Origin of the sequence: Mycobacterium conspicuum (assembly GCF_010730195.1) — a bacterium.
GTDB lineage: Bacteria > Actinomycetota > Actinomycetes > Mycobacteriales > Mycobacteriaceae > Mycobacterium > Mycobacterium conspicuum.
The window spans coordinates 4,338,213-4,356,007 of the sequence record NZ_AP022613.1 but is presented as its reverse complement, the minus strand read 5'-3'; the positions used below and the strand labels follow the sequence as shown (position 1 = coordinate 4,356,007).

At 62.7% G+C, this 17,795-nt stretch carries 12 protein-coding genes and 1 pseudogene; 9 read left to right on the top strand and 4 right to left on the bottom strand.

What is annotated here, in order from left to right:
• The first annotated feature begins 106 nt into the window (after positions 1-106).
• The 6 genes from sigE to G6N66_RS19825 all read left to right on the top strand — a co-directional run bounded on the left by sigE (position 107) and on the right by G6N66_RS19825 (position 5,241).
• A complete protein-coding gene (gene sigE / locus G6N66_RS19850; RefSeq protein ID WP_085234330.1) occupies positions 107-868 on the top strand; it encodes an RNA polymerase sigma factor SigE in 762 nt (253 codons plus the stop codon).
• A 39-nt stretch (positions 869-907) separates the two neighbouring features.
• Positions 908-1,300 (top strand): anti-sigma E factor RseA, encoded by a 393-nt coding sequence (rseA, locus tag G6N66_RS19845; RefSeq protein ID WP_139825339.1) that lies wholly within the window; start codon positions 908-910, stop codon positions 1,298-1,300.
• 72 nt (positions 1,301-1,372) lie between these two features.
• The gene (gene htrA, locus G6N66_RS19840) at positions 1,373-2,887 is read left to right on the top strand and encodes a serine protease HtrA (protein WP_085234332.1); all 1,515 of its coding nucleotides are present in this window, start codon (positions 1,373-1,375) and stop codon (positions 2,885-2,887) included.
• Positions 2,888-3,280, top strand: coding sequence for a Sec-independent protein translocase protein TatB (gene tatB, locus G6N66_RS19835; RefSeq protein ID WP_085234333.1), 393 nt, complete (start codon positions 2,888-2,890; stop codon positions 3,278-3,280).
• Between the two features lie 140 nt (positions 3,281-3,420).
• On the top strand, positions 3,421-4,200 hold the full coding sequence (locus G6N66_RS19830; RefSeq protein WP_139825340.1) for a hypothetical protein: 780 nt from the start codon (positions 3,421-3,423) through the stop codon (positions 4,198-4,200).
• Positions 4,201-4,209: 9 nt separating this feature from the next.
• On the top strand, positions 4,210-5,241 hold the full coding sequence (locus tag G6N66_RS19825; RefSeq protein WP_085234335.1) for a GSCFA domain-containing protein: 1,032 nt from the start codon (positions 4,210-4,212) through the stop codon (positions 5,239-5,241).
• Between the two features lie 60 nt (positions 5,242-5,301).
• On the opposite strand, the gene G6N66_RS19820 is transcribed toward G6N66_RS19825, so the two are convergent.
• Together G6N66_RS19820 and G6N66_RS19815 are read right to left on the bottom strand one after the other, a co-directional pair.
• Entirely contained in the window at positions 5,302-5,979 is a 678-nt protein-coding gene (locus tag G6N66_RS19820) for a hypothetical protein (protein ID WP_232079362.1), read from the bottom strand.
• 11 nt (positions 5,980-5,990) lie between these two features.
• A complete protein-coding gene (locus G6N66_RS19815; RefSeq protein WP_085234337.1) occupies positions 5,991-8,012 on the bottom strand; it encodes a methyltransferase domain-containing protein in 2,022 nt (673 codons plus the stop codon).
• Positions 8,013-8,485: 473 nt separating this feature from the next.
• Between G6N66_RS19815 and G6N66_RS19810 the strand changes: the two genes are divergently transcribed.
• Positions 8,486-9,991: a glycosyl hydrolase family 28-related protein gene (locus G6N66_RS19810; RefSeq protein ID WP_163645883.1), complete on the top strand. Its 1,506-nt coding sequence runs from the start codon at positions 8,486-8,488 to the stop codon at positions 9,989-9,991.
• Positions 9,992-10,027: 36 nt separating this feature from the next.
• On the opposite strand, the gene G6N66_RS19805 is transcribed toward G6N66_RS19810, so the two are convergent.
• Positions 10,028-12,247 carry a sulfotransferase gene (locus G6N66_RS19805; RefSeq protein ID WP_085234339.1) on the bottom strand — a complete coding sequence of 740 codons (2,220 nt, stop codon included), beginning with the start codon at positions 12,245-12,247 and terminating at the stop codon, positions 10,028-10,030.
• A 219-nt stretch (positions 12,248-12,466) separates the two neighbouring features.
• Between G6N66_RS19805 and G6N66_RS19800 the strand changes: the two genes are divergently transcribed.
• Together G6N66_RS19800 and G6N66_RS29710 are read left to right on the top strand one after the other, a co-directional pair.
• Positions 12,467-14,701: a glycosyltransferase family protein gene (locus G6N66_RS19800; RefSeq protein WP_139825341.1), complete on the top strand. Its 2,235-nt coding sequence runs from the start codon at positions 12,467-12,469 to the stop codon at positions 14,699-14,701.
• A 106-nt stretch (positions 14,702-14,807) separates the two neighbouring features.
• Positions 14,808-15,725 (top strand): annotated as a pseudogene (locus G6N66_RS29710) (glycosyltransferase); the annotation flags it as partial.
• 1,294 nt (positions 15,726-17,019) lie between these two features.
• On the opposite strand, the gene G6N66_RS19790 reads toward G6N66_RS29710, so the two are convergent.
• Positions 17,020-17,787, bottom strand: coding sequence for a TylF/MycF/NovP-related O-methyltransferase (locus tag G6N66_RS19790; RefSeq protein ID WP_085234340.1), 768 nt, complete (start codon positions 17,785-17,787; stop codon positions 17,020-17,022).
• Positions 17,788-17,795 lie beyond the last annotated feature (8 nt).

The window sequence follows — 17,795 nt, the reverse complement described above, 5'->3', positions numbered from 1 at the left end:
TCGGGACCCGGTTTGCCCTGCATAGCGAAGGTAACGAAATGGTTTCTCAGGCAAACCTCAGGTATCTCCTACCTCGCTTATACGCGTGTAGACGACGGTAACGGGTATGGATCACGGGGGCGGGCGCGGCAGGAATAGAGAAATGCAACTTCGCGTTGCCGACAAAGACGATCTGCCAGGGATTGGCAGGGAAAATCCGGAGGATCCAACCATCACCGCTCTAGGCACCACTTTGAGCCCGTCCACCATGTCGCACCCGCAGGAGTTCCGCGACGACGAATGGGTGGAACTGCCCGACGAGTTGCAGGGCACCGCGGTTTTCGACGCGACCGGGGACAAGGCCACCATGCCGTCCTGGGACGAGCTGGTGCGCCAGCATGCCGACCGGGTGTACCGGCTGGCCTATCGGCTTTCGGGCAATCAGCAAGACGCCGAGGACCTGACGCAGGAGACCTTCATCCGAGTTTTCCGTTCGGTGCAGAACTACCAGCCGGGCACCTTCGAGGGCTGGCTGCACCGCATCACCACCAACCTGTTCCTCGACATGGTCCGCCGCCGGGCCCGCATCCGGATGGAGGCGTTGCCCGAGGACTACGACCGGGTGCCCGCCGACGAGCCGGACCCGCAGCAGATCTACCACGACGCACGCCTGGGGCCTGACCTGCAGGCCGCGTTGGATTCGTTGCCGCCGGAGTTTCGTGCCGCGGTGGTCCTGTGCGACGTCGAGGGTCTGTCGTACGAGGAAATCGGGGCCACCCTGGGCGTGAAGCTGGGCACCGTGCGCAGCCGCATCCACCGCGGCCGGCAGGCGCTGCGCGACTATCTGGCGGCGCACGCGGCCCAGTCCGGGCTCGCCGAGTCGGCTTAACCGACCCGCTGAAGCCTGCCGCCGCGCTACATTCGAAGAGTGGCAGGTAGCGAAAGGAAGCACGTGTTCCGCCGCGCTTTTTCCTGGCTCCCCGCGCAATTCGCCTCCCAGAGCGATGCGCCGGTCGGCGCGCCGCGGCAGTTCGGCTCGACCGAGCACCTATCGATCGAGGCCATCGCGGCCTTCGTCGACGGCGAGCTGCGGATGACCGCACACCTGCGCGCCGCGCACCATCTCTCGCTGTGCAGTGAGTGCGCGGCCGAGGTGGACGGCCAAAGCCGGGCCCGCTCCGCGCTGCGCGACGACGACTCGCACCCCATCCGCATCCCCACCAACCTGCTCGGGCTGCTCTCCGAGATTCCGCACAGCCCAATCGACGACACGCCTGAACCATTCGCCCGCGACGAGCGCGACCCGCGTAAACGCCGCTAGCGCCGCAGCTAAGCGGCACGTCGGGAAACATGGATACTAGGGTGAACAGGTACCCGGCATCCAGAGGAAAAATTGACCTCCGATCAACGCGATAACAACGGCCCCGACGGCGGGCAACGCTTGGCGCCACGCCCCGTCTCCCGGCCACCGGTCGATCCGGCGTCAACTCAGACGTTCGGCCGGCCGCGCGGGATGATCGGGTCGTTCGTGGCCGAGCGCGTGCGCCCGCAAAAGTACCGTGACCAAGCCGAATTCAAGCCACACGACCAACCGAAAGACCCGGTCCTGGCCGAGGCGTTCAGCCGACCCGAGGGGAGCCCGGACTCGCTGCAGCGCCATCCCGTCGACGCGGGCGCGCTGGCCGCCGAGAAGGACGGCTTCGGTCCCGACGAACCCGACGACCCCTGGCGCGACCCCGGCGCCGCCGCGGCGCTGGGCACCCCGGCGATGGCCCCGGCCCCGCCGCGCGCCGCCCCGGGTTACACCGGCAAACTCGGCGTGCGCGACGTGCTGTTCGGCGGCAAGGTGTCCTACCTCGCGCTGGCGGTGCTGCTGCTGATCGCCCTGGTGATCGGCATGCTCGGCGGTGTGATCGGCCGCAAGACGGCCGAGGTCGTCGAGGCGTTCACCACCTCCAAGGTCACCCTGGCCACCCCGCACAACGCCGAACAGCCGGCCGGCCGGTTCGCCAAGGTGGCGACCGCGACCGCCGACTCCGTGGTCACCATCGAGTCCAAGAGCGACCAGGAGGGCATGCAGGGATCCGGCGTCGTCATCGACGGCAAGGGCTACATCGTCACCAACAATCACGTGATCTCCGAGGCCGCCAACAACCCCAGCCAATTCAAGACGACGGTGGTGTTCAACGACGGCAAGGAAGTGCCCGCCAACCTCGTCGGCCGTGACCCCAAGACCGACCTGGCCGTCCTCAAGGTCGACAACGTGGACAACCTGTCGGTGGCCCGGCTCGGAGATTCCGACAAGGTCCGCGTCGGCGACGAGGTGCTGGCCGCGGGTGCACCGCTGGGTCTGCGCAGCACCGTGACTCACGGCATCATCAGCGCGCTGCACCGCCCCGTTCCGTTGTCGGGGGAGGGCTCGGACACCGACACCGTCATCGACGCCATCCAGACCGACGCCTCGATCAACCACGGCAACTCCGGCGGTCCGCTGATCGACATGGATTCCCAGGTGATCGGCATCAACACCGCCGGTAAGTCGTTGTCGGACAGCGCAAGTGGGCTGGGCTTCGCGATTCCGGTCAACGAAATGAAGCAGGTCGCTCAGACGCTGATCAAGAACGGCAAGATCGTGCACCCGACGATCGGGATCAGCACCCGTTCGGTGAGCAACGCGATCGCGGCCGGCGCACAGGTCGCCAACGTGAAGGCCGGAAGCCCGGCGCAAAAGGGCGGCATCCTGGAGAACGACGTGATCGTCAAGATCGGCAACCGCAAGGTCGCCGACTCCGACGAATTCGTTGTCGCCGTGCGGCAGTTGACAATTGGTCAGGACGCGCCCGTCGAGGTGGTCCGCGACGGCCGGCACGTCACGCTGACGGTCAAGCCCGATCCCGACGGCAGCTAGATGCTCGGCAACCTGAGCTGGGAGCACATCCTGGTGCTTGTGGTGGTCGGGCTGGTTGTCCTTGGGCCGGAACGACTTCCGGGCGCCATCCGCTGGACGTCGAACGCGCTGCGGCAGGCCCGCGACTACTTGTCCGGCGTGACCACCCAGCTGCGTGAGGACATGGGACCCGAATTCGATGATCTGCGTGGGCATTTGGGCGAGCTGCAGAAGCTGCGGGGGATGACGCCGCGCGCGGCACTGACCAAGCACCTGCTCGACGGCGACGACTCCTTTTTCACCGGGAACTTCGACAAGCCGGTCAATGGAGGGCCGCCGGCGCCGGCGCCACAACCCGGGCCAGCGCAACGGCTCGCCGAGGGCCCGGCTCCCTTCGACACCGACGCGACCTAATATTCCCCGCTCCCGAGGCCGGTGTGGGGGCGCGGCCGCTGGCTTCTGACGACCCAGGCAACACCCGGGATTATCTGCCGGGCGGTTGCGGCTCACGTATGCTGTCCCTGCGCCTTCTAGACGTCGGGAGACTGCATCAAGTGATGAATGCTGACCGTTCCACCTCTGGGCCAAAGTCCTCCGCGTCCCGCCTTATTCTCGCAGGTGAGTCCCATCTCGCCGCCCTCGTCGGGGGCCAGATTTTTTCCGGGCCACTGGAGCTCATTACCGGCCCGCGCGGGGACGGCACGCTTTTTTTGGCGGGTGGCGCGTGGCCGCGGGACATGGCCTACTGGGATACCCTCGGCGATCTCGGGATCGGCGCGGATGTCGGCATCATCTGGGGCGGTAACGAGCACAACATTTTGTATTTCTTCGAGGCGGAAACGCCGTTCGACTTCCTTTCGGCGCATGTGCGCATCATGAATCCATCGGCGGAGATCATGTCCAGGGCCGCCATCCGGCACAGTTTCCAGGAGCTCAGTTTCAACGGTCTCGGCTCGGCGTTGAAGCGGCTGATGAGTCGCGGGTTGAACCGCATTGCTCTCGTCGGCACGCCGCCACCCAAGGACGACAATGAGGCGCTTCGCGCCCTACTGAAGACCGAAGAGTTCTTCGTTAGCAAGGCGGCGCTGCTTGGGCAGTCGGTGGAGACGATTCCCATCACCGATCCCTATGTGCGGCTTAAGCTTTGGTATCTGCTGCAGGACATGCTGGCCGAAGAAGCCCGCACTCGGGGGGCGATGTTCATTCCTGTTCCCGAGGAAGTTCAGGATGCCGACGGCTTCCTGAAGCGCGAGTTTTGGGCCTCGGATGTCAGCCATGCGAACGAAGCCTATGGCAACGTGGTGTACGAGACCATTTTACGGGCCTTCGAATAGGACGAACACATGGCGCGGCACCCCTACAACGATCAGCCAGACCGGGCTTTTTGGTCGCGGTCCGTCGCACGCAACTGGTCGCCGGTGGACCTGGTAACAGCCGATGAACCGATCCTGAGGGCCGACAGCCGGGTCATGTCGGCGGGGAGTTGCTTTGCCGCGAACATCGTGCCGCATTTGGAAGCCGCCGGCTATCGCTACGTCCGGACCGAGACGGCCCAGGCCAATGAGCGTTTCGGCTACGAACTCTATTCGGCGGCCTACGGAAACATCTATACGGCAAGGCAATGGCTTCAGCTCATCGACCGGGCCGAGGGGCGGTTCCAACCGCGCGAAGATCGCTGGGCGACGTCGGACGCCGTCATCGATCCGTTCCGACCAGGGTTGCCCTATCCGGCCGAATCACAGGAGGAATTCGAACTCCTGACCCGCTCCCACCTGGATCGGGTGCTGGCCGCGATCCTTGAATGCAACCTTTTCATCTTCACCCTGGGGTTGACGGAAAGCTGGGTCTCGACCCTCGACGGCGCGGTCTTTCCCTCCTGCCCCGGAACCATCGCCGGCAACTTCGATTCCCAGCGACACCAGTTCGTCAACTTCACCGTCGGCGAGGTCGTCGCCGACATCCTCGGCTTCATCGACCGAATGCGGGCCATCCAGCCCGGCTTGAAGATCGTGCTGACGGTGTCGCCAGTGCCGCTGGTGGCGACCGCCACCGCCCAACACGTCTACACCGCGACGGCGTACAGCAAGTCGGTGTTGCGTGCCGCGGCCGGCGAGGCGGTCGCCGCACGGCCGGATGTCCTTTATTTCCCCGCCTATGAAATCGTCACCGGCCCGGGGAGCGAAACCCATTTCGCTGATGACCGCCGCACCGTGACGGTTGAGGCTGTCACGACGGTAGTGGATGCAATTCTGAGCCGCAGCGAACCTGCCGCGCCTGGCGGCGCCGACGATCGGGACCGCAGCCGTGCGTTGAAGCAATTGGCACGTCAACTGGCCGAGCGCGAATGCGAGGAGGCCATGAATGAAGCGAAATAGCTGCGTTGTGCCTGGTCTTCACTCCAGTCCGCGGCACGGCCAAAGTGTCAGGAAAACCTGTTACAAACGGCAAAAAATAAACGCCTGATTCTCGAAATGCTCATTCAGCCTGCCACACCACTTCTTATATAGCAGCCTAAACCCGAGCCGAGCGGCGGTTGATTCCAGATCATCGTCGGTGATGCCCCACTGCCAAATGGAACTCACGTCGCGCCACGGCCTATCGGCATAGGGATGCTTCTGGTCAAGTTTTGCAAAGAGATTCTTGTATGGCTCTTCCGCCGGGTCGGCCGGGACCTTGCGGAAATATTCCTCTTCGCCGAGATCCAGCAGCCTGACCGTAGTCTCTGAACCCGTCCATTGCCGGTTGTAGATCGCGATCAGGCGCACATTCTTTGCGTACATCTCGAGGAGGTCGTCCCAATCGGGTGACACTTGGTGCAGCAACACGTCAAACAGAAAGATTGCGTCGACGCGATCGACCTGGTCAACAACGGCGCGGCTGCCGTAATCTCCATTGATCGCGCGCAGTTGGGGGTACTTCTCTGTGCGGTCCATGACGGTCGGGGTGATGTCCGTATCGACCAATACGGCGCGCTGGATCGGATACTTGTCCAGCGCATAAAACGTATACCCGGCCTCCGGTGGCGAAACGGCGCCCAGATCCGCGAACGACTGGGCGCCAAAAGACGAGAAGGCCTGATCCACGATGTCTACTTTGTCTCGGTCGATGCTCACGGTCTGGACGTTCACCGCCGCCGACCCCCTCGCCGGGCAGGGCCGGTGGGGCGGGTTCGCAACCAGATCGAGCCGCCAGGGTTGTTGAGGAACAGCGGGTTGGTCTCCTGAATCAAAGCGCGCTGTCGGTGTGCGAACAAACCATTCCAGAAGAGCACCTCGAAAGCCGAGTTGAACATTAGGAAGGCGCGCAGAGCATAGGTTTCGTTCCACGATCTATTGTCCTCGAATAGCCATTGCCGCGGATACTCGAACGGGTATTGAATGTCGTGGAAATGTACTAGCACGCCCTTGTTGAGGCTGGGCAAGATGGAAAACAGCTCGTAGTGCACATCGCTTGCGGTCTTGAGGACGTGGGTGGAGTCGATGAACAGGATGTCGTTCTCCTTGAGTGTGGAGAACGTCGAAACCGGCACATCCTGAACCAGCCCCTCGATGATATCGACGCGGGAATGGTCTTCCTCGCGAAGTCTGCTGCGCAGGCGATCGGCGTCGGGGTCGATGCAAGTCATCGTGAAGTCACTCAGACCGAGTTGATCAACGGTGTCGAGCATGCAGGCCGAGGAGAATCCGGATCCGACCTCGATGACGTTCTTGGGTTTGAAATGGGCAATCATCGTGCTCAGCATGATGGCGTCGCCGTACGGATACATGTCGTTGTAGTAGTAGCGGTTTTTGCCGTCGTCATGCTCGCTGAACGGCGTGTTCTTGATGAATTCTGCGTTTTCTTTCCAGAACCGCACCATGGCGGCTTCGTCGAACTGGATGCCTTTGATGTCGTCGGGTTCCTGCAGATACTGCTGGTCCATGTATTTGGCGATTGTCGATGGATCCACGACGGGTGAATAGCAGTGACCCGGCGGGAACATGGTCGGCACCGCCCTTTCGTGATGCCGAAGCCGATATTCCTTCGAGTTGACGAAGGCGAAATAGACTTGCTCGGGTGGCATGACGGTGGCGGTGCTCGCCCAGTGCACGAGCTCAGCCGGTGTGGGATCGCGTTGCAGGATTGTGGCGTAGAGGCTGGCGACGTATTCCTTGGCGGCGGCGGGGCTCATGCGCGCTGGTGTTTCGGATGCCTTCGGTGCGGGTGTAGCCGCGGGTGTAGCGCCAGGCTTGCCGCCCGTGCCCTGGGCGAAAGCGGTGTTTTGGTCCGACGGCGGGATGGGCGGATGCTTGCTCGACCGGTTGGGCCGCTCGGTCTCAGTCATACGCACTCCTTGGGCCAGACGATGCGTGCTCGCGCCCTTGACCGCGATCACGACGTCCTGCCAGCTCATGCCGTTCGCTCGACCGCACCACTTGCCGTAACGCAACGGTTCCTGAAGCTCGAGGCCGCATTCCCGGTACAGATCCCGGACGAAGGCTTCCGGGTACCGGATCGCCGTTTCAGGGTTTTCGACGTCGACCGTTCGTGGACCGTGCATCTCGTGCTTGAGCTTGATGGCTCCCTTTTCCTCTTTGCTGAGGGCTGACGACTCCTCATTGAGCAGGAAGAAGGTGGCCAGACTTCGCCCGCCGGGCTTGAGCACACGGACGATCTCCTGCATATAGTGCTTCACGTCCGATGCCAGCATCCGCGTGAATACCGAGGCAAGCAATACGACATCGAAGAAGTCGTCGGGATACGGCAGACGGACGTCTGACGGCGTGTCGTTCCCGTTCGACTTTTCTTTTTTGCTCCGAAGATCTGCGACTCTGGAATTGACGTTGGGGTAGATGTTCTGGGTGCACCATGCGATTGCTTCCCGTGCGACATCGAAGCGGGCGTAACGGCCCTCGCGGTTCAGGTAGCCGGTGAACGGCAGAGCCATCCGCCCTGAGCCGCAACCGATGTCGAGCACTGCGTCGCCTGGCTGCAACCCACACAGGTCAACCAAGTACCCCAGGAATTCCTCGCCGGTCGCCTCGTTCACAGGGGGACCGCCGGACCCAACGAGTTCCTGAAATGCCGCGGGCGGCAGTAGCTCACCAAGCGAGCCGCAGTTCGCTTTCGAAGTGCGATTCGAGCCATGCGTGATGCTCCCGGTCATGATGGCCCCCCACCGTAGTCAGCCGAACCTGTGCGCCGTCCCAACCCCACCTCACTATAAGGGCTGGGCTACCCCGAATGGGAATAGGCGATTTGCAAATTGAGCTTCGGTGGTCGGTCGTCAACGCTGAATCGCTCGATCATCCGAGCGGGACCCCGATGGTCCTACGGGTGCTGCGCTCACTGGACTGTGGCGACATCGGGCAAACATGGTCCCGCACCCGCGGACATGGGCTGCTCAGGCCGTGAGGACGATAGCTAGGCCGGGCAGGATTCGGGCGAGATAGGTTGCGCCGCTGCAAGTTTCGCAGAACACGAGTACCCCTTTCCCGGTGTCCGCGAATGCGCGGGCGCTGTTCTCAGCGACGGGCGCGGGTTTTCACGATTCCGCGCGGCAACGACCGCTGGATTGCCTCGGCCGCTACGTCGCGGCCCCTGAAACAGTGCGCGCACTTTTGCCGCATACTTGGCAGCGTGACATGGCGGCGGGGTATTTCTGAAGCGGTTCGAGGCGGTCAGGTCGACGGCTTGCTGACCCGGCGCGAGGTGATGCGGCCATTGGCGCTCGTCGCGGCGATTGCGACCCCTACCACGCTCATGGCGGGCTGTTCCAGCGGGCCGGACCGGCGACGGCGGGAGATCAACGTGCTGGACTACGGGGCCGATCCGACCGGAGCGCGCGATTCGACCGCGGCCTTCAGAGATGCGATCGCCGCGTTGCCGCCGGTAGGCGGCTCGGCGGCGGTGCCGACCGGTGGAGGCTGGGTATACGCGCCGACCGGCCACTACAAGATCACCAGCACGCTGAATTTCACCCAGTTTCAAAACCTGCGAGGGGACGGCAAATCCCTCACCATCTTCAATTACTCCGGGAAAGGGCCGTGCATTTTGGCGGCGAACAGTGCCGGTACCACCACTAGCGGCTGGCCCGCCCCTTGCCAGTTCGAGGGTTTCACCATCGACGGCACGGGTGCCGGTCCGGGCGCCATCGGAATACAAATCGGCAACCTGTTTCATTCTCGCGGCCATGATCTCGAGATACAGAGTTTCCTCGCGGCCGGCGCTACTGGCGTGTTGTTCAAAAACCATGGCAAGGTTCCGGTGGCTGACAGGATGCAGTGGAGCATCGACCTGATCGAGAACGCCAACCACGTGGTCTTCGACGGCAACTGCGCGGTCGGTGTGGGCTCCTTCAGCTACGCGGAGTACGAGTTCTCCGTCGTGGCCAACCAAGATCAAAAGATCCTGACGCTGCAAAACAACGCGGTGGTCCGCAGCAGCAGAATGTCCATCGTCGGGGGCGTCGCCACGAACAGCAGCAGCAACACCGGCTGGGTGATCGGCATGGACGTCGGTGCCCCCTCGAACCAAAGCACACTGAGAGACTGCGAATTCCTCATCTCGGTCGAAGCGGATGCCGGCGTGGGCCTTCGTACCCACCAGTCGATACGCATGGAAAGCAACAATCTCGGCGAACTCTCCGGCACGGGCGTGCTGAATTTCATCCCCGGCTTCACTGCGGGGATTCCCTACCCTTTCCAGCCGGCGTCGATAGCTGCCGGATCCATATTTGCGGTGTCTGGTCGTGTCTCCGAATCAGCCTTGGGCACAATGAGTTTCGAAGATTGTGCTAATTTCCAGGGCGGCACTCAGCGGAAAGCCTATGTCGTGGAGGCTGCCAGCATTTCTTCGCCCTTCCGCATTGTCCCGCAAAAGGGCGATGTGCAGGAGTTCATGCTGCCGAATACCAATGTCACCATCGCCGGTTTTCACGGCGCGCCCTACGTGATGTCGCGCAGCTTGGAACTCCTCTTTCACCAGCCCGCCTCGGGTGCCCCCTGTTCGGTCACGTGGCCGCCAAATATCAAGTGGGCCAACGGAAAAAGCGCCCTGTCCACCGTCAACGGGGCCGTCGACAAGGTGCGAATGGACTACTTCCCCCACACCGACATCTGGTTCGCCGAACTGCTGACGAGCTAGGTCACGAGCCAAACATGTTGGCTGGATACGCCGGCGCTACGCGTTCACGCCGGGTCGGCCAAAGATCAACACATCCTGATGGTTGTCCCAACCTCGCTCGACGTAGCCAAGCAGCCTCAGGTCGGTGCGGGGTTCCAACAGTCGCACCACCCAGTGCGGCCTTACCAGGGCGATCCCGTACCCCTCCTCCTTGTTGAAGATCCCGCTCAACACATCGTGGGTGTAGTCAACGTATCCAAACCCGGTTCGTCGTACGCCCTCGGCGGCTACCTCGTAATTTTGGTCCGGCAGGTAAAAATTCGGCATGGTCGCCTGAACGTGATCGGAGAATCGTCCCTGGAGGGTGACCACGGCGATGCCGGAATCGGATAATGAACGACCAAGCAGGTTGATCGTGTCCAAGAACGAAGTTTCTGGCAGATGCGACAGCAGCGAGCCGCAGAATATCAAGTCGAACTCCTCGCCGAAGTCGACCTCACTTAGGTTGACCAGCGAAGGCACACAGTCTATTTGAAAAGCCTCGCGACAGAAATCCAAATGGTCATCGTAGAGGTCTGACGCGACGATCCTCGCCTCGGGGAAAAACGCGCAGAGGTGGCGAGTCACGCGGCCCGAGCCGCTCGGAAAGTCCAGAATAGATTGCGGCGGTTGGCGAGAGTTGGTCAGAAGCGCATTGATGACGACGCGCATCGCGTCGGCCCCGACGCTGTAGTAACGCCCGATCGACTCGTCCGAACGGTCAATGAGTTCTTTGTCGTTCGGGTTCAGACTCCGACTGACGCCACGCTCGCGGTATGCCGCGAACAAATTCTGATATGCGGTTATGAGCGAAAAATGGGCGTCGAGTATTCCGGCCGGTTCCATGTTGATTTCCCTCGAGGTCGACGCCACGGATGGTTCTGCCGCAACGGGCGCAGCGGCAACGCTCTGGGCTGGTGTGCTGCCGCTAAATTCGTCGAGTATTCCGTCAAACGCCTCGTCGCAGATCTTTTGCAGCCGTGGTTCAAGGTCCCGCTTCCAGCGGCCGATCGACGACGAGACGTCAGGCGAGGTCCGATGCGCATTCACATCGGCGGTGGCTTCATTCCCAGCTTTTACCATTGCGTCGACGATATCGCCGGACGAGTCCAGCTCCAGGCTGTCGAGCATCGCGCGTACTTGCTCGGCGGGCGAACGAATGAGGTCCTCGTAACGGACAAGCGCGCTGTATTGCGATCTGCGCTTCCACAGTTCGACAAATGACAGCATGCTGGTGCGGATGACTTCGACGTATTCTTCATCCGTTTCGACCGCCTCGCGTCCGAAGCCGTCGAAGCCGGTCAACGCCGCCCCTCCGACCCGTTCTCGGACGCGAGCATTGAACGCCAGCACGGAGGCCAGGTAGTCCCTGGGATCCCGGACGAGGAATATCTGCCGCGCGCGGGGGTAGAGCTGTTGCATTGTCCAGTAGTGGCCCGCCGGGGCGACCTTCTCCGCGAAGAACGCCGGTGTTGTGCGTTTGTTTTCCCGGGCGCACGCGCGGTAGAACGACTCGACGGTAGCCTGCGCCACACGGGCGAATTCCTCAACCTGACCCGAATACCAGCGGTCGAGGGTTGCTTGCGCTCCCGTGGGCTTGGACATGTGGCTCGAGTCGACAAAGAAATAGGGGAACGGAGCTATCCGTCTGGTATCCCTCCAGAAGTGCAACGATTCCACCTGCGAGTTGTCTCCGGGCGCGGCCAGCACCTGGATGAAATGCATCCAGTAGCTGCAGGCAAACGTCTCGTAGGGAAATTGCTCATGGACGACGACGTCGGGATGCTGGGCGAGCATCCTCATCAGCCAGGTGCTGCCCGACCGGCCGGCACTGGTCACCATGATCGGCTGCATGGAGGGGGTGAACGCCGAAGTTAGCCGCTGCGTACCGCGTATTTCCGCGAGCTGGCAGCGGCGCCCGTCCTCGAAGAGCACCCACACCTCAAGGGTGAATGCCGGTGCCAGGCCGACCGTTCCGATTGCCCTCCAGAACCCCTTTGTTGACGAATCGGCAAATTTGCGGGCCACATCGGGCCGTGGACGATTTAGCCCGCAGCGCTCGACCACGATTCCCTCGTGGTGGAACTCCACCTCGGCTGCAGGCACCTTGCTTGCGACCCAGCCGATCACCTCGAACGCGTATCGGTCGACCGGACCCGCCTGCGGGTAGTCCAGATGAGCAGCGGTGATCAGGTCATCGCCAGGGCACAGGGTGACCCCGGATACCTCCACCGCCATGCTGCGATCCTGTCCCTCCCCGCCGAGGGTGCCGCCACATCCACGGCGATCCGCTCGTCGACAACCCCTTCGCCGGCGTCCCCCCGCCGCCGCGGCGCAGTCTGCCAAACTTGCCAGTGCCCAGGAGCTCTGACATTACCGGTTTCACGAGTCATGGTGTCAACAACTGCGCTTCGAGACACTTGCGTGAGGCACAGCCAGGTTGGGTATTTTGCACCCATGCGTTTCGCCGTCGCGGTTGTGTTGCCGCCCGACCACCATGACATCAGCGGCGGAGCTTTTCACGAGGTCGCCGAGGCGCTGCACCATGGCCTGCTGGCGCTTGGCCATGATTCGGTGCTGACCAACCGTCTCGACATCGATGACCGCCGCACCATCGTGCTGGGCTCAAACCTGCTCGTCCAGTACGCCTTGGACCCGCCCAAAAACCCCATCTTCTACAACCTCGAGCAGTTGGGCGATGACTTGCCGTGGATGACGATGCCTGAATTCGTCGACCTTTTCCGGCGCTACCCGCATTGGGACTATAGCCAGGCCAACGTCGAGTACCTCGCGGCCCGGGGGCTGCCCCGGCCCACCTACGTTCCGATCGGATACGTGCCCGAGCTGACCCGGATCGCCCCGGCCCAAGAGGACATCGACGTGTTGTTCTACGGCGCGCTCAACGGGCGCCGCTACGCCGTGCTCAGGGAACTGCACGAGCGAGGTCTTCGGGTCAAATGGCTACCCGGCACCTACGGTGCGAGCCGCGATGCCTGGATCGCACGCTCGAAGGTCGTCCTCAACCTGCACTACTTCGAAGCGAAAATCTTTGCCATCGTGCGTGTTTCGTATCTGCTCGCCAACAAACGCGCGGTGGTCTCCGAACATAGTGCCAATCCGACATTGGAGCGCGACCTGGCGTCGGGCATCGCCTTCGCGGACTACGACGAACTGGTCGATCGCTGTGTGGAGCTCGTCGGCGACGAGCGCGCGCGACGCGAGCTCGCCGAACGGGGCTACCGGGCCTTCGCCGCTCGCGACCAGGCCGCCATCCTGCAGCGCGCGCTCGCAGAAGGCCTCGACGATGTCACCCCCGGGACCGCCGCGGCCGACGGCCCGCGCACCGTCGAGCGCCGCGACGGCAAAGACCGCACCGCAACACTTCGCGAGCGGCAAGAGTTCACCCGCAGACTGTTCAAGCACAAGTCCGCGCAGGAGCGAGATTGGTTGCTGGCCAAGGTCAAACGCAATCCCGAGGATGCGCGGTCGGTGTTTTTCCTCGCCGAGACCTACTTCCGCATGGACGATCTCGACAACGCGCGGAAGTGGTATGCGCGGCGGGTGGAGATGGGCGGCTGCGACGAGGAGGCCTACTGGGCGATGTACCGGCTCGCGCAGTCGACACAGCAACTCGGTACGCCGTGGCCAGAATGTGAAGATGCGTACCTGCGCGCCTGGCACATTCGACCCTCCCGCGCCGAGCCGCTGTTTGCCGTCGCCGCCGCGTACCACGCCATGCAGCGCTACCGGGTGGGCTACCTGATCGCCCAGCGCGCCGCCCAAATCCCATTTCCCGAAGAGGATCTCTTTGTCCCCGGAGAGGTCGCACACGTCTACGCCTGGCGCGCAGCCGATGAGCACGCGGTGTGCGCGTCTCAGATCGGCAAGCACACCGAGGCGTTCACGCTGTGCCGGGATCTGCTGACCCATTCCGAACTCCCCGACCCTGACCGGCAACGGATCGCGACCAATCGCGACTTTTCGGTGCCGACCATGCTCGAGGCCGCCGCACCCTACCCCGAAGCCGTGGTGCAGTCCCTGACCGCAGGTCGCGGTCGAGCCGGTGAAGACGTAGTCACCGTCAGCCTGATCGCCGGGCCCGACCCGCAGACCACCGAGCAGACCATCAACTCGTTTCTGAACTGCTGCCTCGATGCGTCCCGAGCCGGGCGCTTTGTGGTGCTGGATGCCGGCCTGTCCGCCGCCGACCGCGCCGAGCTGCGCAGACGCTACGGGTTTCTCGAGTTCGCCCGTCGCAAATCGGGCAACGGGTCAGCTTCCCCGCTGGCGCAGCTGCGCGCTCAGGTCGACGGACGGTTCTGGCTGCACCTAGGCGAGGGTTGGCGGTTTTTCGCCCCCGAGAATTTCATCACCCGCCTGACCGCCGTGCTCGACGCCGAACCGCAAGTGTGTCAGGTGGGCATCAATTTCGAAGATGCGGTCAAGCTGACCGGCGCCTGCGCGGCGGAGGACGTGGTGCGCCGAGCCCCCGACGCCGGCCGCTACCTGCTCACCAATGTAATGGCAAGCGGCCCAGCGATGTTCGACACCGAACGCCTGGATCGGGTTGGCGGTGTACAGCTCGGCACCGGCCCCGATGTGACCGCCCAACATCGACGACCGGCAGCGGGCGCCGGGCCGCGGACCGCGAGCCTCGACGAAGTGCTCTGCATCTCAGGTCTGGCCCCCTAATGACGCGAGATTCGAAAGGTTCGGCCCGCGACGTCCGCTCGCGGATCATCGCGGCCGACGACGACGTCACACCGATCCATGACAGCGCGGGGAAACGGGGCTCGCAGTGACACCGAAACGAGAAACGAAGCAACCTGAGTTGAGCCCCAAGTTAAGTATCGTGACGACCACACACAACCAGGAAGCCTTCGTCCGCGATGCTTTCGACAGTTTTCTCGCCCAACAGATCGACTTCCCGATGGAGATCATCGTCGCCGACGATGCATCAACCGATTCGACGCGGGCGATCATCCAGGAGTATGTCGATCAGTACCCGCACCTGTTCCGGCCGATCCTCAGGCCCAAAAACCTTGGCCTCAACAGGAATTTGGTCGACGCCCTATCCAAGGCTCGCGGCACGTACATCGCGCTGTGTGAGGGCGACGACTACTGGATCGATCCGCTGAAGCTGAGCCGACAGGTCGCGTACCTTGACCAGCATCCCGAAACAACGGTGTGCTTCCATCCCGTGCGAACGATCTGGGAAGACGGCCGGGTCGAGGAAGAGGACTTCCCGCCGCTGGTTTGGCGCGATGACTTGAGCCTGGACACGTTGATCAGGCGCAACTTCATCCAGACCAATTCGGTGATGTACCGCCGCCTCCCGCACTACCGAGGTATCCCGGCCGACGTCATGCCTCTGGACCACTACCTCATGGTGCGCCATGCGTTCAGCGGCAAAATTGCAATGCTGCCAAAGACGATGGCCGTCTATCGCCGCCACTCGCAAGGTATGTGGAACAACCGGGTCGTCGATCCGCCAAAGTTCTGGCTGTCGTTCGGTGGCGGGCATGCCGCGTTGTACGACGCGATGATCGACCTCGCCGCGGGCGACCCCGAGCGCGAGGATGTCATCGCCGGGATGGCTGACTGGGTTTTCAGCGAGATCGCGAATGTGCCGGGCCCAGAGGGTCGCGCCGCGCTGCTGGACTCCATCGCGCAGCATCCCCGCTGCGCGATGCTGGCCTTGCAGCACCGATGGGCCAACGATCCCGATCTCTTGTTGGCCAGGGTCGAGAGCGACCCCGAAGATGGGGCGTCGGTCTTCCGCCTTGCCCAGCGTTATTTCGATCTGGGCAATTTCTCCAGGGCGTGCCAGTGGTATGCGCGCCGGGTTGAGATGGGTGGCGACGACGAGCAGGTCTACTACGCGATGTACCGGCTCGCGGAGTCGATGTTGCATCTCGGTGAGCCGTGGCCAGCCGTTGAGGATGCCTTTTTGCGTGCCTGGCAATTTCGACCGACCCGCGCCGAGCCACTGTTCGCCATCGCCTTTCGGTGTCGCGTCGAGCAACGTTACGGTTTCGCGTACCTGTTTGCCGAGAGCGCCACTAAAATCCCGCTCCCCGAAGAGGACAAAATAGCTGTCAGCGCGGACATCTACGCTTGGCGCGCAACCGATGAGCAGGCGGTGTGCGCGTCCTGGATCGGCAGGCACGCCGAGGCGTTCACGCTGTATCGGCGTTTGCTGGCCCGCCCCGACCTGCCCGGGCCTGATCGGCAACGGATTGCGGCCAACCGGGACTTGTTGGTGCCGGCGATGCTCGATGCGGCGGCACCGTACCCCGAAGCCGTGGTGCAGTCCCTGGGCGCCGGTCCGGGTGAGGCCGGTGCAGCCGGTGTCACCGTCAGCCTGGTCGCCGGGCCGGATCGCGAGACCACCGAGCAGACCGTGAACTCGTTTTTAAACTGCTGCCTGGATGTGTCGCGGATCGGGCGCTTTGTGGTGCTCGACACCGGCCTGTCCGCTTCCGACCGCGCGAAACTGCGGAAGCGCTACGGGTTCCTCGAGTTCGCGCGTCGCCGATCCGGCGACAAGCCCGCCCCCGTGTTGGCGCAGCTGCGCGCTCAGATCGAGGGACGGTTCTGGCTGCACCTGGGTGCGGGCTGGCGGTTTTTCGCCCCCGAGAACTTCATCACCCGCCTGACCGCCGTGCTGGACGCCGAACCGCAAGTGTTTCAGGTGGGCATCAACTTCGAAGATGCGGTCAAGCTGAGCGGCGCCAGCGCGGCGGAGGACGCGGTGCGCCGAGCCGCCGACGCCGGCCGCTACCTGCTCACCGAGGTGATGGCGACCGGCCCGGCGATGTTCGACACCGCACGCCTGGATCGGGCCAACGGTGCGCGAAGCAGCGACCCCGATGCGTCCGCCCGACGTGGCCGATCGTCCGCCGGCGCCGGGCTGCGCACCGCCAGCCTCGACGAAGTGCTCTGCATCTCGGGTATGTACCTTTAGCCCCGCCGGGGGCTCAACAGGCTTAAGTCGGGCGACAGCTCACCTACACCGACAATATGCGCACGGCAACTTGCATGTCGGCGGGGACCAGTCCCAAATATTCATATTTAATCTGACGATGGGCGACGTATTCTTGGAAGGCGGCATATTCGTGCCGCTGCCAAGTTGGATAATTGAAGTATTCGTCAAATACAATTATTGTTCCCGGCACGATTCGTTTATGTAGGTAGCTGAAGATCGTTTGTGTGGAAGAGTAGATATCACAGTCCACATGCAATAGCGCTATCTTGTCGAATTCATGCGTATCTAAAAACGGTGCGAGAACATGGTCGAACCAACCCACGACCAGCTCGACATTGTCCCGAACCTGCGGCAATTGCCCATTGACTGAAAACTGGCCGAATCCGTCCCCTTTGCCAAACCACGCCTCAGGCAACCCTTCGAATGAGTCAAAACCATACACCTTTGACAACGGTAATAGCGAGGCTATTAAATTGATCGTGTGGCCTGCCATGACACCAAATTCGAGCGCCGGACCATCGACGGTAATGCTTTGGCAAGCAAATCCCAGTAGGTGGTTTCGGTCCTGGAAGCGAGGAACGCCGACCATCTTCTGGGACGCGTAGTGGTGACTTTCGATAGCCGCAGCCAGACGGCCTATGTTGTCGATATTATATGCTCGATCGGTACTCCCGTGCTTCTCGAGGAAGGCCGCGTAGACCGCCTCGATGAACATTTTCCGGTCGTCGTTGTCATCCGGCGAGGCGGTTAATGTCTGAATACCGGCGGGTCCGAGAGCTGATTGATTCATGTGCCAGT

Bases quoted from the DNA above. Each gene is read 5' to 3' on its own strand.
- sigE (WP_085234330.1), top strand. From the start codon at position 107: ATGGATCACGGGGGCGGGCGCGGCAGGAATAGAGAAATGCAACTTCGC.
- tatB (WP_085234333.1), top strand. From the start codon at position 2,888: ATGCTCGGCAACCTGAGCTGGGAGCACATCCTGGTGCTTGTGGTGGTC.
- G6N66_RS19825 (WP_085234335.1), top strand. From the start codon at position 4,210: ATGGCGCGGCACCCCTACAACGATCAGCCAGACCGGGCTTTTTGGTCG.
- G6N66_RS19815 (WP_085234337.1), bottom strand. From the start codon at position 8,012: ATGACCGGGAGCATCACGCATGGCTCGAATCGCACTTCGAAAGCGAAC.
- G6N66_RS19805 (WP_085234339.1), bottom strand. From the start codon at position 12,247: ATGGCGGTGGAGGTATCCGGGGTCACCCTGTGCCCTGGCGATGACCTG.
- G6N66_RS19800 (WP_139825341.1), top strand. From the start codon at position 12,467: ATGCGTTTCGCCGTCGCGGTTGTGTTGCCGCCCGACCACCATGACATC.
- G6N66_RS19790 (WP_085234340.1), bottom strand. From the start codon at position 17,787: ATGAATCAATCAGCTCTCGGACCCGCCGGTATTCAGACATTAACCGCC.